17 protein-coding genes, 1 tRNA gene and 1 pseudogene are annotated in these 15,131 nt (G+C 33.8%); 6 read left to right on the top strand and 13 right to left on the bottom strand.

Features of this window, described 5'->3' with window-relative positions; translation table 11 throughout:
• The 3 genes and pseudogenes from LV842_RS10320 to LV842_RS10310 all read left to right on the top strand — a co-directional run.
• Complete coding sequence (locus LV842_RS10320; protein ID WP_233111363.1) at nucleotides 1-732, top strand: LytR/AlgR family response regulator transcription factor; 732 nt, start codon at nucleotides 1-3, stop codon at nucleotides 730-732.
• A 191-nt stretch (nucleotides 733-923) separates the two neighbouring features.
• Nucleotides 924-1,976, top strand: coding sequence for a serine hydrolase domain-containing protein (locus LV842_RS10315; protein ID WP_233111362.1), 1,053 nt, complete (start codon nucleotides 924-926; stop codon nucleotides 1,974-1,976).
• Nucleotides 1,977-2,199: 223 nt separating this feature from the next.
• Nucleotides 2,200-2,538 (top strand): annotated as a pseudogene (locus LV842_RS10310) (ATP-binding protein); the annotation flags it as partial.
• A gap of 298 nt (nucleotides 2,539-2,836) precedes the next feature.
• Here the strand turns inward: LV842_RS10310 and LV842_RS10305 are convergent.
• The 3 genes from LV842_RS10305 to holA all read right to left on the bottom strand — a co-directional run bounded on the left by LV842_RS10305 (nucleotide 2,837) and on the right by holA (nucleotide 5,296).
• Nucleotides 2,837-2,921 (bottom strand) — tRNA-Ser (locus tag LV842_RS10305).
• A gap of 221 nt (nucleotides 2,922-3,142) precedes the next feature.
• Nucleotides 3,143-4,084, bottom strand: coding sequence for a thioredoxin-disulfide reductase (gene trxB / locus LV842_RS10300; RefSeq protein WP_233111361.1), 942 nt, complete (start codon nucleotides 4,082-4,084; stop codon nucleotides 3,143-3,145).
• Nucleotides 4,085-4,258: 174 nt separating this feature from the next.
• Nucleotides 4,259-5,296: a DNA polymerase III subunit delta gene (holA, locus tag LV842_RS10295; RefSeq protein WP_233111360.1), complete on the bottom strand. Its 1,038-nt coding sequence runs from the start codon at nucleotides 5,294-5,296 to the stop codon at nucleotides 4,259-4,261.
• An 8-nt stretch (nucleotides 5,297-5,304) separates the two neighbouring features.
• Between holA and LV842_RS10290 the strand changes: the two genes are divergently transcribed.
• Together LV842_RS10290 and LV842_RS10285 are read left to right on the top strand one after the other, a co-directional pair.
• Nucleotides 5,305-5,733 (top strand): type I restriction enzyme HsdR N-terminal domain-containing protein, encoded by a 429-nt coding sequence (locus LV842_RS10290; protein WP_233111359.1) that lies wholly within the window; start codon nucleotides 5,305-5,307, stop codon nucleotides 5,731-5,733.
• Between the two features lie 134 nt (nucleotides 5,734-5,867).
• A complete protein-coding gene (locus LV842_RS10285) occupies nucleotides 5,868-6,611 on the top strand; it encodes a dienelactone hydrolase family protein (protein WP_233111358.1) in 744 nt (247 codons plus the stop codon).
• Between the two features lie 208 nt (nucleotides 6,612-6,819).
• Here the strand turns inward: LV842_RS10285 and LV842_RS10280 are convergent, their stop codons facing one another.
• The 10 genes from LV842_RS10280 to LV842_RS10235 form a co-directional block, all read right to left on the bottom strand.
• Nucleotides 6,820-7,191, bottom strand: a complete 372-nt coding sequence (locus LV842_RS10280; protein ID WP_233111357.1) for a cupin domain-containing protein — start codon at nucleotides 7,189-7,191, stop codon at nucleotides 6,820-6,822.
• Nucleotides 7,188-7,715 carry a GNAT family N-acetyltransferase gene (locus LV842_RS10275; protein ID WP_233111356.1) on the bottom strand — a complete coding sequence of 176 codons (528 nt, stop codon included), beginning with the start codon at nucleotides 7,713-7,715 and terminating at the stop codon, nucleotides 7,188-7,190. Before LV842_RS10275 ends, LV842_RS10280 begins: the two co-directional genes overlap by 4 nt.
• 31 nt (nucleotides 7,716-7,746) lie before the next feature.
• The gene (locus tag LV842_RS10270; protein WP_233111355.1) at nucleotides 7,747-8,352 is read right to left on the bottom strand and encodes a DUF2911 domain-containing protein; all 606 of its coding nucleotides are present in this window, start codon (nucleotides 8,350-8,352) and stop codon (nucleotides 7,747-7,749) included.
• A 28-nt stretch (nucleotides 8,353-8,380) separates the two neighbouring features.
• Nucleotides 8,381-8,893: a methylated-DNA--[protein]-cysteine S-methyltransferase gene (locus LV842_RS10265; protein ID WP_233111354.1), complete on the bottom strand. Its 513-nt coding sequence runs from the start codon at nucleotides 8,891-8,893 to the stop codon at nucleotides 8,381-8,383.
• Between the two features lie 199 nt (nucleotides 8,894-9,092).
• Nucleotides 9,093-9,641 carry a DinB family protein gene (locus tag LV842_RS10260; protein WP_233111353.1) on the bottom strand — a complete coding sequence of 183 codons (549 nt, stop codon included), beginning with the start codon at nucleotides 9,639-9,641 and terminating at the stop codon, nucleotides 9,093-9,095.
• A 54-nt stretch (nucleotides 9,642-9,695) separates the two neighbouring features.
• Nucleotides 9,696-10,220, bottom strand: a complete 525-nt coding sequence (locus LV842_RS10255; protein ID WP_233111352.1) for a Crp/Fnr family transcriptional regulator — start codon at nucleotides 10,218-10,220, stop codon at nucleotides 9,696-9,698.
• Nucleotides 10,221-10,290: 70 nt separating this feature from the next.
• Entirely contained in the window at nucleotides 10,291-12,135 is a 1,845-nt protein-coding gene (locus LV842_RS10250; protein ID WP_233111351.1) for a hypothetical protein, read from the bottom strand.
• Nucleotides 12,136-12,157: 22 nt separating this feature from the next.
• Nucleotides 12,158-13,309, bottom strand: coding sequence for an ABC transporter ATP-binding protein (locus tag LV842_RS10245; RefSeq protein ID WP_233111350.1), 1,152 nt, complete (start codon nucleotides 13,307-13,309; stop codon nucleotides 12,158-12,160).
• Nucleotides 13,310-13,404: 95 nt separating this feature from the next.
• On the bottom strand, nucleotides 13,405-13,899 hold the full coding sequence (locus LV842_RS10240) for a hypothetical protein (protein WP_233111349.1): 495 nt from the start codon (nucleotides 13,897-13,899) through the stop codon (nucleotides 13,405-13,407).
• A 58-nt stretch (nucleotides 13,900-13,957) separates the two neighbouring features.
• Nucleotides 13,958-14,386, bottom strand: a complete 429-nt coding sequence (locus LV842_RS10235; protein ID WP_233111348.1) for an SRPBCC family protein — start codon at nucleotides 14,384-14,386, stop codon at nucleotides 13,958-13,960.
• Between the two features lie 250 nt (nucleotides 14,387-14,636).
• Here LV842_RS10235 and LV842_RS10230 point away from each other — a divergent pair, with 250 nt between their 5' ends.
• Complete coding sequence (locus LV842_RS10230; RefSeq protein ID WP_233111347.1) at nucleotides 14,637-15,056, top strand: hypothetical protein; 420 nt, start codon at nucleotides 14,637-14,639, stop codon at nucleotides 15,054-15,056.
• Nucleotides 15,057-15,131: the final 75 nt, after the last annotated feature.

Here is a 15,131-nt window from a genome sequence, read left to right as displayed (position 1 = left end):
ATGACAAAAATAAAATGTTTAGTAGTAGATGATGAAAAGCTGGCTCAGGATGTTCTGATTCATTACATTTCAAAATTTGATACTTTACAGTTAGAAGGTACTTGTAATAACGTTTTTGAATTAATTACTTTTCTCCATAGAAATAAAAACATCGATTTAATTTTCCTGGATATTAAAATGCCTGAAATCAGCGGAACAGATTTCGTTACCCTGTTTAATAATCCTCCCGCCATTATCTATACCACAGCGTACAATCAATATGCATTGGATGCATTCAACCAAAGCGCTATTGATTATTTGCTTAAACCCATTTCTTTAGAACGTTTTGCTAAAAGCATCCAAAAAGCAACTCAATTTCTAAGACCGGTACAGCCGAGCCAACCGCTCATAGCTGCCGAAAAGGAGAATGACAGCTTTTATGTGAAAAGCGATAAACGCTTGATTAAAATTAACCCTTCAGAATTAATTTACATTGAAGGAATGCGTAATTATATTAATCTACACACCGAAACGGGTACGATCATGATTCACGCAACCTTAACTTCTTTTGAAGAAAATGTAAAACATCTCAATTACATTTGTAGAGTTCATAAATCATTTTTTATCAATCTCAATAAAATAAATTATCTCGAACAACATATCATTATTTTAAGTAATAAAAAAAGTATTCCTGTAGGGCTAGTTTACCGCGAACAGTTTTACTATAAATTAAAAATAATGCAAATAAAATAAGCAGAAAATATAAAAAACAATATTAAAAATGGGTTACATTCGCTTTAGAAGGGAGGTTCAAATTAACTGTTAACTTCATACAATATGCTCCAATTCCTTAATCGATAGCTTTAAGTCAGTATTCAAAATAACAAATGAAAAAAATATTACTAGTAAATACATTGTGTATTCCATTGATAGTATCTGCTCAATTGCAGACAATTTTTAAGAATAAAGTTGATTCAATATACAATAATAATAAAGACGCTGTTGGCATTATTGTTCATGTTGAGTCTCCAAAACAAAATATTTCATGGAGTTATGCGAAAGGAATTGCCAATACCAAAACAAATGAACTATTAAATGCCCAACAACCTGTTCTGATAGCAAGCAATACCAAACCTTATGTAGCCGCTACCATATTGAGATTGGTTGAAAGAGGTAAAATAACCATGGAACAGCCGATAAAAAATTTATTAACAGAGAAAACGCGACAATTATTCGAAAAAGATGGTTATAATTTGGACACAATTACCATAAAGCATTTATTGTCTCATACATCTGGAATTCAGGATTATGTGAACGAAGATTATTTTGAATTTGTAAATCAACATCCTAAATACAAATGGACAAAAGAGGAACAAATCAAGAGATCAATTGAAATTGGAAGTCCTCAGCCTGTAGGTAAAAAGTTTAGTTACGCAGATATAAATTACTTACTCCTAGCCGAAATTATTGAGCAAACAACAGATAAGCCCTTTTATACAGCAATTCGAGATTTATTGAAATACAAAAGGCTACATCTAACCAAAACATGGTTTATTGATTTGGAACATTATCCTACAAACACCTTAGCTCTTGCCCATCAATATGCCAGCAAGTATAAATGGGATTCGTATGATATTAATCCTTCCTGGGACTTATATGGTGGTGGTGGAATTGCCGCGACGGCAAAAGAATCAGCCCTGTTTTTCCAATACCTATTTGATGGAAAAATTATTGAGGATAAGCAGATCTTGGAAGCTATGCACACCTACGTTTTACCGTCAGATCAATCCAAATACTGTTTAGGACTTTACCACTTTGATATGGGGTTTAATGCATATTATCACGGAGGGTGGTGGGGAACTGATGTTATTTATTCTCCTGAATCTGATGCAACAATTACTGTTTTTACTTTACAAAAAAGTTTCCAACATATCATTAATCCATTTATTGGAAAGGAATTTCAAAAGCTATTAATTAATAAAACAGTGATGAAATAGGTAACTGTTACCCATAATAAATTACATGGAACTTTTGCTCATGATTTATTTGAAAAACGGTGAGCTTTTATCAACTAATTTTAATCATAATATACAAATGAAAAAATGTAATTTTAGCCCTTCGAACTATAACTAAAGAGTAAATATTATAGTCTCCAGAAAACGGATACAATCAGAATAAACTTTATCGTATCTTAAAGGTGGATGTTTTGGAACATCCACCTACTTCAGTATTAATAAACTATTTTCCAGATTGAAAATGGCAAAGGGAGATGGTTCCTACCTCAAGGAGATTGACCGTATAGAAAAACAGGATCTTCTTATACTGGATGATTTTGGATTACAACCTCTGGATAATAATAAAAGGAATGATTTTATGGAAATCATTGAAGACAGACACGGAAAGCGTTCTACGATCATCGCCTCCCAATTACCGGTAAGTGCTTGGCATGAGGTCATTGGTGAGCAGACTATTGCAGACGCCATACTGGACAGAATGGTACATAATGCCTTAAGAATAGAACTTAAAGGGGAATCTAAAAAAGAAATAATAACACCATAATTTTGTATTTTTAAACCATTCTTTAGATCAGTTCTTTTGACTTATTTTACTATGGTCAATTTACTTCGGAATAGACTGGTCAGTTTAAACAGAATTTACACTTTATGATTCAGCAGATACATTACAAAAAAGGGAATTTGTGAACTTGGTGTTCGACAGCAATCTCTACTATGAAAAAGGTATCTATCGAACACCCACAAAGCTGGACTTTTTATCACATAATCATTTGAAAATGAAAGAGAAAGGATTGCTCATATACAAAAAAAAAAGAGAGTCTTTTGGAAAAAGACCCTCTCAGCGGAGAGTGAGGGATTCGAACCCCCGGACCTGTTACAGTCAACAGTTTTCAAGACTGCCGCAATCGACCACTCTGCCAACTCTCCATAAACTACGATTCTATCGTTGTTTTCAGTGGTGCAAATATAGAATGTTTTTTAATTATGACAAAATATTTTCCGGACAAATTTTCACAAAACTTAATAATACATTAGAAATCAAACCTATTATTTTCATAAACTATGAAGGATACAAGAAAATTTAAGGCTGAAAAATAAAAACGCATCCTGAAAGATGCGTTTTATATGTTGTAAAAACTAATTGTATATTAATGCAATTCTGCCAAATACTTTTCAGCATCCATCGCTGCCATACAACCACTTCCTGCTGCTGTAATCGCCTGTCTGTAGATATGATCCTGAACATCTCCTGCAGCAAAAACTCCGGGAAGATTGGTTTTTGAAGACCCTTTTTCAGTGTCGATATATCCGTTTTCATCTAAATTGATCTGCCCTGCAAAAATATCTGTATTCGGCTTGTGACCAATCGCAATAAAAATTCCATGAACATCTACTGTAGATTTTTCCTGAGTCTGGTTATTAATAACTACCGCTCTTTCTACCAGATTATTTTCACCTTCGATACCAATTAACTCATGGTGGAATTTCACTTCGATATTCGGTGTATTCTCAACTCTATGAATCATTGCTTTTGAAGCTCTGAATTCATCTTTTCTCACCAACATGGTTACTTTATTAACCAATTTAGCAAGGTAAGTTGCCTCTTCTGCTGCCGTATCTCCTGCTCCTACTACGACTACATCTTTTCCTCTGTAGAAAAATCCATCACAAGTCGCACACGCAGAAACTCCTCCTCCATTGTATTTTTTCTCATCATCCAGCCCTAAATATTTAGCAGTAGCTCCCGTAGAAATAATCACTGTTTTTGCAAAAATCTCTTTGCTACCTGCATATAATTTGTGAATACCTCCTACTTCCTTAGAAAATTCAACTTTTGTGATCATTTCGTAATGAACTTTGGTGTCGAATCTTTCTGCCTGTTTTTGCAAATCCATCATCATTTCAGGACCTGTAATTCCCGCTGGGTACCCCGGAAAGTTATCCACCTCCGTAGTTGTAGTCAATTGTCCGCCCGGCTCCAAACCTGTATACAATTCAGGTTTAAGGTCTGCTCTTGCTGCATAAATTGCCGCTGTAAAACCAGAAGGTCCAGATCCAACGATCACACAATCTAAAATGTTTTGCTCCATAATTTGCTTTTCAAAAGATTATAAAATTAACGTCTGCTAATTTCGGGATTTTTACTATTATTTTAAAGTTATTTTAATGATAGTTGTCAATATCTGATATGTTGAATTTCGATAGTTGTTGGTTGTCAGTTGATCGTAAATTAAAATCAATCAACCAGCAACAGTCAACAAAAATTACACTTTCATCTTAATTTTATCAACATTGATAATTTTGTAAACCAGTTCCTTAATCAGTTCCGCTTCACTCATATTTACAGCTCCTAAGCCTTTTCCTTTCATATCGAATTCTCTTAAAATAGAGATCACTCGTGTTGCATGTTTCAAAGGATACAGCCTTGCCGATTCCGCGTAGTCTTTAATAAAGTATGGGTTCACCCCCATTTGAGAGGCAATTGCCTGTGGTGACTGACCCGCCATTGTATTATAAATAACAACATTGGAGAAATAATTATATAAACTCGCCAACATCATCACAAAAGGGTTATTTTTTGGATTTTTACCCATAAAGTGGGCAATTTTAAAGGCTGCATTGGCATTTTTTGTCCCTAAAGCTTTTTGCAGCTCAAAAACATTGTATTCTTTACTGATTCCGATATGGTTCTCAATAATGGTTCCGTCCAGCACTTCACCTTCTTTAAGAATAATTTTAAGTTTATTCAATTCATTAGCAATTCTTGAAAGATCATTTCCAAGGTATTCTGCCAAAAGATGAGAAATATTGGGAGCGGTTTTTATTCCTAAAGAAGTACATTCGTCCGCAATCCATTTCGGAAGATTGGATTCTCTGATCGATTCACTCAAAAATAATGCATTGGCTTTATCCAGAGCTTTTGTTACTTTTTTCCTGCTGTCTAATTTCTTGTGTTTGTGGGCAAAAACCAGCACTGTAGACGGAACAGGATTCGATACATACGCTTCTAAAATTCTGTTTTCTTCTTCATTTAATTTTAAATCCTGAGCTTCTTTTACAATAATCACCTGCTTGTCTCCCATCATCGGAAACTGGCGTGCCAAAGAAAGAATTTCCTGATAAGACGTATCTTTTCCGTACACCACCGTTTGGTTGAAAGCTTTTTCGTCTTCATTCAAAAAGTCGTGTTCGAGGGCTTTTACCGCAAGATCTATAAAGTAAGGTTCTTCTCCGTGGAAAAAATAAATAGGTAAAACTTCTTTATTTTTAATATTTTTGAGGATTAAATCTAATTCTTTCATCTTAATAAATGGAACTTCCCAAACTGAATTTTCAGGAAACTTTTGATTTTAAATTCAAGAAAGACAAAGATAAGTTTTTTATTTATGATTTAGTTCGAAAGACCTATCTTTTGCTCACTCCCGAAGAGTGGGTTCGCCAGCATTGGATTCATTATTACCTTACCGTAAAATCGTATTCAACCTCAGCATTGATTACGGAAAAAAAAATCGTTCTGAATGGTTTAACCAAAAGAATTGATCTTTTAATTACCGAAAAAACGGAACCCATAATTTTGATCGAATGTAAAGCGCCACAGATTAAATTAACAGAAAAAACGTTTGAACAGACAGCAAGATACAACTCCATTATCGGAGCAAAAGAAATCATTTTAACCAATGGATTACAGCATATTAATGCCTACTACGAAAACGAACAGTATCAATTTTATAAACCTTAAGATAGTATAACATTCTTTAGTCGTTATTCTTGCTTATTTTTACTAATTTCGAAAGAGCAAATACTCAATTTCACTAATTCTACCAATTATTAGTAGTGATATTTGTGTTAATAACTTTCATCAAATAACAAAATATGATACGATCTATCTTACTCACAGCATTTCTAATAACCTCAGGAACGGTTTTCAGCCAAAATCTTAAACCGGTTTCTTATCAGGATGGTTCTCAAAAGCTGAATGGTTTAGTGACTTCCAATGCAGGAAAAAAACTTCCCGGAGTTTTGATTCTTCCCGCATGGAAAGGAATTGACGATGAAGCAAAAACAGCAGCTCTGGAATTAGAAAAACAAGGCTATGTTGCTTTTATAGCAGATATTTACGGAGAAGGCAATATTCCGACGAATATGGATACTGCAGCGAAAAATTCGGGATATTTCAAGAAAAATTACGAAGCCTATCAGAAGAGAATCACTCTGGCTTTGGAAGAATTAAAGAAAAACGGAGCGGTTTCTGATAAAATTGCAATCATAGGATATTGTTTTGGCGGCACAGGAGCTTTGGAGTCCGCAAGAGGAAGTTTACCTGTTGCAGGAGTTGTTTCCATTCACGGAAGCATTGGAAAAGACAGAGATAGAGTAAACGGACCTATTTCTACTAAAATTCTAGTTGAAAACCCTGCCGATGACAAAAGTGTAACTCCGGAAGACTACAATGGTTTGATTAAGGAAATGAATGACGGAAATGCAGATTGGCAGATCATCACGTATGCGCATTCCAAACATACGTTTACAGATCCAAAATCACCGGATTATAATGAAGTGATGGCCAAAAGAGCATGGAATCACACTCTTTTATTTTTGAAAGAAATACTGAAATAAAAATAAAGTAGTCCTTTTGTCATTCTGACGTTAGGAAGAATCTCTACATTTTATTTTAACCATTAAGTTTCATTTAAGAAGTTAAGATGATTAAGATAGATTCTTCATTTCGCTTTGCTGTATTCGGAATGACAAAAGGCTGTTTAATATATTTCAATTTAAAGTAATTATATTACGATTTGAAGAGTTTTTAAACAGATTTACTTTACTAATCCACCCCTTCCTCTTCCCTATTTACCAATTCCATAGAAAACGCAGGAAGGCAAATGGCGATATATTCGCAAGGTTCAGAAAACGGATTGCTGTAACGGATTCTTGCTCCTTTTTCAATTAAAATACTCTGACCTTTTTCTAAGGTAACGGTTTCTCCGTCAATTTCAAACTGCTTTTTGCCCGAAATAATAATCGTAAACTCATCAAATTCGGGAGTCTGATGCGGTTCACTCCAATCCGGTGGTGCCACCATATGAGCAATTGAGATATTAGAATTCTGAGTTGAATTTCCCCAGTGTTCTTCTATTAATTTTCCGTCTGTTGTAGGAACTACAAACGGGGATTTTTGAATTGTATACTTTTTCATTTCCAGTTTTCTTTTTTAATTTCATAGACAAAATTGGTTCTCGTCGGTTCCCCGAAATAAGCAACCTCTTGTTCCGCAATTCTCCGTCCTCCAATTCTTTCTAAAGCAATTTGTGAACGGAAATTCTCTTTTCCGATATGAAAATAGACTACGTCCACAAACTGAAAAATATAATCGAGCATTAGTTTTTTGATCTTAGGATTAATCCCTTTTCCCCAGGATTTTGTTCCGTAAAATGTGTAGCCTATGAAAATACTGTTTTTATGTTCATCAAAATCATAGAAACGGGTGCTTCCCAAAATATCACCGGTCGATTTTTCAACAATTTTAAAAGCCCCTTTGCTTTCCATGGCTCCTTTAAAAAAGTTTTCAAAAATTTCCCGCTGGTAACGGTCTTTATTCGGGTGTTGCTGCCAAACTTGAGGATCGGAAGCCACTTCGTATAGAGATTCAAAATCCCCTTGCTGTAAGGGGATTAATTGATATTCTTGATTTTCTAAAAGGGTTTGTATAGAAAATTTCATCTGTAAGTAATACGTTTAAATCAGACCAGAATTAGCTCTTAGCTTTTGCTGCATCCGACTCTATCTTTTTAATTTCTTTCAGTTTGTCTGAAATTTTAATAACAGCATCCAATTTTGCGGGTTTTAAGCTTACCTCTGCCTGAGAATTATCCCATTTGATGACTAAATTCCCTGTATTTTCATCCATAGGATTTAAAGTAATTTCAAACCACTCTTGCTTATCCGACAATTTGTTTACAGGAACCACAACATCTACCACATCCTGTTTCGGGTCGTAGGTATAAGCTCCCCACTGCTGGAAATCTTTATTCAGAATAACTTTCCATTCTTTTTCAGTCGGAACGATAAATAAACCGTATGTTCCCGCCGGAACTACTTTCCCTCCGAAGTTAATTGATTGTCCGAAAGTAATTTTTGTAGATGAGTTGGCTCCTGCTCTCCAAACCTGTCCGTAAGGCACCAAGTCACCAAATATTTTACGACCTTTTACTCCCGGTCTACCGTAATCCACCGTAATTTTAGACATTGAAAACTGTTGTTCTACTTTCTGACGCGGACTTACTGCCGGTACAGAATAATCTTGAGCAAAACTAAAAACTGATGTTGATATGCAAAGTGCAAATAGTAACTTCTTCACGTGTAAATTTTTGTTTAAAATTACAAAATCAAAACAGAATAGCCTTCTCCAATTCCAATAATTTTTGCTTTCTCCAGATTCCTCCTGCATAGCCTACCAGCTCGCCATTGGAGCCAATAACGCGGTGACAGGGAATTAAAATCGCAATTTTATTGATGCCATTTGCAGTTCCAACAGCACGAATTGCTTTCGGATTTCCCAGAAATTCCGACTGCTGTTTGTAGGTTCTTATCTCTCCCATCGGAATTGCTCTCAGTAATTGCCAGACTTTTTTCTGAAACTCTGTACCGGTAATGAATAAAGGAGTTTCAAACCGTTCTCTTTTTCCTTCAAAATATTCGGTTAATTCTTTTTCCAGCTGGTTGAAATGTTGATGATCTTTTTCAATAATTTCAGCATTTAAAACTGTTGCTAAAGCTTTGAACTGCTTTTCCATGTTTTTTCTGTCTGTAAATTCCAACAGACATATTCCTTCATCAACGGCGCAGGCAAACATTTCTCCGAGTGGAGTTTGGATGGTTTTTCGATGTATGATTTCCATTGAATTAAAATTAGATAAAATTCAGAAATCTAAGTATTGAAATATAAATAATTTTAATTGAATTTGATCAGAAGCTTAAACATAAAGAAAGCCAACAATATCACTTAAAAGACAACCTTCATCAATCAATGAAATTGATAATCCCTTTGCTCCTTAAAATTAAGTTGATTATTGACAAATCTTTGCGTAAAAAAGTACATCAGGCCATATTCAAAATTCTTTTTGCCTGTTCAACATGTCTCAGATTATGATAAATCACAAAACGGAATGTATCGCCTAATTTCAGTTTAATTAATCTAGAAATACTTATACTGGTTTTTGTTTTGTTGATATCTACATGCTTCGCTTTTTCCAGCAAATCCAATAGCTGATTTTGTTGTCTGATAAATTCCAGAATCACTTTTTTACTTAATTCGCTATGAATAGGATTCATGCTTTTCAAAGTTTTCATTGTATTTAATTTCTCCTTTGGAAGCATGCTTTTTGCAAAATAATTCCCTAAAATCCCGGGTTTGAAAATCTGATTGAAAGACGTCCCGGAAGATGAAATTCTCTGGCTGATCTCAGGAATATAAAAATCTCCATACCGATTGAGATGTTCAAAACATTCCAGCGTGCTCCAACTTTCTTCTGACAGCCTTTTATTAAGAATATCATCGGTTTTCTGCAGTAAGCTTTCTGCAAACCGTAGATTTTCCTGAGTGGTATTTTTTAAATCAACGATTAATGGATAGGTAGAAATTTTCATTGTTGTTTTTTATGCAAATTTCTTATTTAAAACTCGATTAAATCTTGATTGAACTCAAGATTTTTTAAGCCTTGAAAGAGTTTCTGGAGACATTCTTAAGTAGTTAGCAATATATTTTTGAGGAATTTCCTGAAAGAGTTTCGGACTTCTTTTCAATACTCTTTCCAGCCGTTCCTGTGGAGAATTGATCAGCAAATCTTTTTCTCTCTCAAGCTGTTGCAAGACCAGATCTTCCAATACCAAAATCCATAGTTTAAGATGTTCTTCACTGGATTGTATAAATTGGTAAAAATCATTTTTTGAAGCGATTCTCACCTCTGTTTTTTTAATGGCTTGGATATAAAAATCGGATGGTTTTCCTGATAAAAACGAATCTAAGGAAACAATAATATTTCCCGAATATCCAAAACGGATCGTTCTCTCTTCATCTTCATCCATCATGAAAATCCGGACACTCCCATTATCTATAAAATAAATATGGGTATCCGTTTCTCCTTTTGTTTTGATGAACTGATGCCGCTGAACGACCTTTTTATCCTGAAAAAGATCTGCATTGAGCAATGTTTGAATGATATCCACAGAATTTTTTTTACAATTAAAAACCTCATAAGTTTCCTTACGAGGTTTAAATATATTTCTTTTTTAGAAGTTATTGGGGTCTTGCTTTCCATTTTTGAAGAATGGAAGTGTATAAATAGATAAATACGAAACCACAAATCAAAATAATATAGCTTAATTTAAAATCCAGATACTCAACAATTGTTTTGCAGTCTTCATAGGTATTTCGACAAGCTGTTCTTTGATGCAGTGAAATAATTCCGAACAATAAAAGAACAAACAATACAAATCCGTTCATGGATATATTAACAAAGATTGAAGTGATCAGTTTATTGAATGTATTCATTTTAAAAATAGGAACCGCCAAAATAAACAAAGAGAGAATTAGCAGGAAATAGACCGCAAAAAACTCTTCTCTTCCTCCTACCATTACAGAATATAACACCGTAAGTAAAGTTACTGCCAAAGTCAATACTCCTGCTGTAATTAAGCTGAACAAAAGAGATTTAAGCCCGGTAATTCTAAAACTGAGAATAAATGTGGAGAGAAAAAACGCAATCCAAATATAAATATGAATGTTTTCTGAAAAGAAATCATAAGACTTCATCGTATCCACATTGGTAAGGACATCTTTAAGATTATCCGTATAATAATAGTAATCTGTAAGGTTGTTTTTATAAAACTGCTCCGGAGAAATTTCTTTATTTATTTCAGGATTAAATGTTTTTATGGTAACCGTATCATTTACAATGGTTCCGTTATCTGCCACCACTGCAGTGGAATCTATTACAGCGTCTGCATAACCCGCTTCCGCCGGAAGATCGTCACCTTCACTTGTTTTCTCAAATTTTCTGATGAAATACCTGACTTCAAAATTTGGGTTTTGAGGAGAGGCAATCATTTTTGTCCATTCTTTGGCTTCTAAATTATTTTTAATTCCGAGTTCTTTTGAAATTTTTAAAAATTGGCTTAAAAGTTTCTCCACTTCAACCGGATTTTTCTTGTCTAAAAGTTCTACTACGTTTTTATTGACTTCAAAAGCTCTTTTGTTTTGGTAATTTTTAGCATCTTCTTCAATCGTTATTTCATGATATACATTTCTTGAATAATCCGGTACGGAATTCAACGTATTATCATAAAAAACATCTGAAAAATTATAATAACTTAAGCCTGTTGTCCTAATGTAGGACGAAGCATCTACCACCTCTTTTTTGAAATAAAACACCTCGCAATTATCCTTATTTTCCGAAAAAGCCAATAAGTTTCTATTCACTTTTTCAGGGAACATATAATTATTGTTTTTATCTTTTTTATAAGATACCTTAGAAAATAATGAGTAAAACTGATACACTTTATTGTAATACACAAAATATTTCTTATTTCTGTCTATTTCATTGATATTCGTTTCACAATAAAGATCATTAAATAGTTTCGGATATTTTCGGTTGTCTAAAGTATACCCATTCAGTTCCTGAGAAACAAACGGCATTGCTTTATTAATGACATCAATGTTTCCAATCATTTCTTTATCGGGATATTTATTTTTAATAAACATCTTAAAACCCGTCATATAAGAAAAATAGAATGTTGTACACGAAAAAATAATGATAAAATACTGTACAAACTGTAAAAACAATTTACTTTTTGAGGAAGGATAAAAGTTTTTGAACGCATTGTTTTTAAACATCATAATCAGCCAGCCTACCATCATTAGAATGGAGATGATCAAATGAATGAAAATCATTCCGTCTCTGAAATAATCGTCTTTTACCTCAAATTTCTGAAGCGAGACAGGATTCACATGGGAAAGATACCCAATGATAAAGAACAAAATATGAACGACAATACTCGCCAAAAGCATCCAGATAATTTTAGTGTTCCAGACGGTAGGATATTTTTCGAGTACATATTGATTGAATTTATATATTTTTTGCATTTTTTGTCAGAATTAAAAGAATTTAGCTTACAAAGAACCTTCTTGTGGAAGATGAAATATTACGGATATACACAATTTCTGCTTTGGCATTTCCAAGAGCAGCCATTACCTCATAGAATTCAGTTTCTGCCGAAAAATAGGCTACATAAACTCCTCCGTTGAAATTGAGTTTTTCCAAATTGAAATTGTTGAAAACTTCCAATAATTCTTCTCTGGAATTCGGAGTATCGATTTCTATGATCAAAGTATCATTCTCCGCATCTTTTAATTCAGAATTGTCTTTATATTGTCCGTTTTTAAGGAAAATCACCTTATCTGAGACTTTTTCCACTTCGTACAACTGCTGTGAGCTTAAAATTAAAGCAATCGGATTGTTGACTGAATTGGCAATTGATTTCAGATCTTCCAGAATTACCTGCTGCGCCAATACATCAAGATTTGCCAAAGGCTCATCCAGCAACAGAATTTCAGGTTTTCTTAGAAGGGTTCTTGCCAGTTCAAAACGCATTTTATACCCGGAAGAAAGCTCGCTCCACTTCAGATGTTTGTAATTCCAAAGCCCGAGGCGTGCAATCATCATTAAGGTTCTCGTTTCATTTTCTTCGGGCTTCACTCCATAATTTGCCAGAACAAATTTTAAATTATCCTTTAGGCTTCCATACCATTTTGCAGTTCGCTGTGGAATATATACGAGTTTTGTACGAAGATCATACTCATCTTTGGGTTCTGTGATAAAAGAATAATGTAGATCCCCTTCATTATAAGAAATTTCTTTGGCTAAAATTCTTAAAAGAGTTGTTTTCCCGTTCCCGTTCTCTCCTACCAATCCATAGACCTGACCTTTATTAATCTCCATGGAAACAGGTCCTAAAGAAAAACGATTGCTTCCGTAAGATTTTAAAATATTTCTTGCACGCAGTACGGATTTTTCCAATGAATGTTCCTTCACCGGGATTTTTTCGATTTTTTGAAGAAGAATTTTTGATTTTTCAATCAAGTCTTCGGTGTAAGTTGGGTATTGTTCCTTCCAGTCGGTTAACTCAATGGCTTCTTTGTAAATTTCCATATTCTGAGTATCCATGGCACAATCCAGCAATTTTCTGAATCCTAGAACAGTGTCCTTGTTGTCAAAAAAATGATAGACCTCAGCAACTCTTTCCTGATGTTTCGTCATTTGGTGTTTTTATTATGAATTAATAGCTAAAGATATACATTTTGTGTTTGTTTAAAAAATTATAGCCATTAATCTGTTCATTTAATGCGATTCATTTACATTCCCGCCATCATCATCGACATATAAAAATTCGCACAATGTAAGGAAGTCATCAGCAATATCTCTTTGTTGGTAAAAGTATCGAAAGTATCAGAGGTTGCAATTTGATATCCATAATTCATAGTGTGCCATTTCAAATCCGGTTTCATCACTAAAAGTTCAGTTCCTCCTTCGTCCGTAAGAACAAATGAGTCTTTAAAAATACCTCTATGCTTAAAAAGATATCCCTTTTTAATTTCATTAAAATAGGTCTGAATCACAATTTCTCCGCCCCAGTTCATTCTGAATTTCAAAAGCACTTTTTCCCCTTCTTTAAGCTCAATGGTGGTTCCCCAAAAACCTTTCGGCTCAATCTGATATTTTGAATTTAAAATGTCAAATTCAGCACTGAATCTAAACCAACTTTTATACTTTAAATTCCCGATGACTGATTCGTTTTCGGTTAATTCGAAAACTAAAGAATTGCTCGATTTTACTTTATATTCCGTCATGAATTTTTTGATTTGATGATACTCTAAATTATTAGTTTTTATTACTCAAAAATACTTTTTAATTCAATTCTTTTTCGAGTTTTTCCAAGTACTGAGTCCACGCACTTGAGCAGCCACCATAACATTCGAATTCCGGAGTTAAACCATCATGAGTAAAAACAACTCTTGTATTATTATCTTCTGGAGAAATATCAAAACCAATTTTCGTTCCCGTCCATTCATCGGTCTTATTGGCAAAAGTCAGATTACTGTCTGTAACTTCCCAAACTATCTTTTGATCAGGAATAACTTCTATCAGTTTTTGCTCAGTATGATGAACTCCGTTTCCGGCATCAAAAATAAACACATCGTTGGGCTGTTCCGATTTTCCGGTGATTATTTCATCGTGTAAACCCATCCACCATTGTTTAGGATTGATTAAAATGTTGAAAACTTCATTCGTCGGTTTTGAAGTGGTGAAAGTATAGGAGAAATTTTGTGTTGACATATTTTATGCATTTATGTAATTTAAATATAAATAAATATCACAAAATCAACAAATTAAAATAATAATTTTTAAAAAGATCTAAAATTAATATGTTTCAGATTTTTAGAAACCAATATGGATTACTTTTTTCAACATGAATAAATTTTTAAAATACTGAATCTTTCAAAAGAAAATGCTGAATATTCCGTTTAATTCTTAAATTTGGCCCATGCAAAAGAATATTTATCTTCTCATTTTATTATTTTCTCTTGTGAGTTGCTATACTTATCAGGTTAAAAAGCCAGCGACTCCAACAATCGATAGTAAACAAGAATCTAAGAAGGGTGTAGCTCTTTCTAATAATACTCCTGCAACGAAAAATACAACAGCTGGATCCCCAAATCTGAATTCGCAACCAGCACCTATCAATATTCAGGAGAAACTTTCCCCTAATAAAAACGTTAGAATTGACGTTGATGGTAGAACCTATAAAGTAATAGTTGACAAATGGGAAAGTGACAGTCTGGTCGCACATCCAGTTCATAATCCTAAAAAAATTCTGAAATTCCACAAGAATCAGATCAATGCCGAGAGAATTGCTGAAAAACGCTTTTCACAGCCTATCGCTGATATTATTACCGTTGTTGCTTATGCCAGTATTGGAGTTGGCATTTGGGCTCTTTTGCAATAATTTTTTAACTTCAAGTATTCAGCTTCAGTTAAAAATTAATAAGTTCAATATTTTTTCAACAACATAAAACAAAAA

The sequence above is a fragment of the Chryseobacterium gwangjuense genome (assembly GCF_021311115.1).
Classification (GTDB): Bacteria; Bacteroidota; Bacteroidia; order Flavobacteriales; family Weeksellaceae; genus Chryseobacterium; species Chryseobacterium gwangjuense.
The sequence above is the reverse complement of the archived record's forward strand: the minus strand, read 5'-3'. Positions and strand labels throughout refer to the sequence as shown.

Coding starts and splice junctions, on each gene's coding strand:
- LV842_RS10320 (WP_233111363.1), top strand. CDS start 1: ATGACAAAAATAAAATGTTTAGTAGTAGATGATGAAAAGCTGGCTCAG.
- trxB (WP_233111361.1), bottom strand. CDS start 4,084: ATGGAGCAAAACATTTTAGATTGTGTGATCGTTGGATCTGGACCTTCT.
- holA (WP_233111360.1), bottom strand. CDS start 5,296: ATGAAAGAATTAGATTTAATCCTCAAAAATATTAAAAATAAAGAAGTT.
- LV842_RS10290 (WP_233111359.1), top strand. CDS start 5,305: ATGGAACTTCCCAAACTGAATTTTCAGGAAACTTTTGATTTTAAATTC.
- LV842_RS10285 (WP_233111358.1), top strand. CDS start 5,868: ATGATACGATCTATCTTACTCACAGCATTTCTAATAACCTCAGGAACG.
- LV842_RS10280 (WP_233111357.1), bottom strand. CDS start 7,191: ATGAAAAAGTATACAATTCAAAAATCCCCGTTTGTAGTTCCTACAACA.
- LV842_RS10275 (WP_233111356.1), bottom strand. CDS start 7,715: ATGAAATTTTCTATACAAACCCTTTTAGAAAATCAAGAATATCAATTA.
- LV842_RS10265 (WP_233111354.1), bottom strand. CDS start 8,893: ATGGAAATCATACATCGAAAAACCATCCAAACTCCACTCGGAGAAATG.
- LV842_RS10260 (WP_233111353.1), bottom strand. CDS start 9,641: ATGAAAATTTCTACCTATCCATTAATCGTTGATTTAAAAAATACCACT.
- LV842_RS10250 (WP_233111351.1), bottom strand. CDS start 12,135: ATGCAAAAAATATATAAATTCAATCAATATGTACTCGAAAAATATCCT.
- LV842_RS10245 (WP_233111350.1), bottom strand. CDS start 13,309: ATGACGAAACATCAGGAAAGAGTTGCTGAGGTCTATCATTTTTTTGAC.
- LV842_RS10240 (WP_233111349.1), bottom strand. CDS start 13,899: ATGACGGAATATAAAGTAAAATCGAGCAATTCTTTAGTTTTCGAATTA.
- LV842_RS10235 (WP_233111348.1), bottom strand. CDS start 14,386: ATGTCAACACAAAATTTCTCCTATACTTTCACCACTTCAAAACCGACG.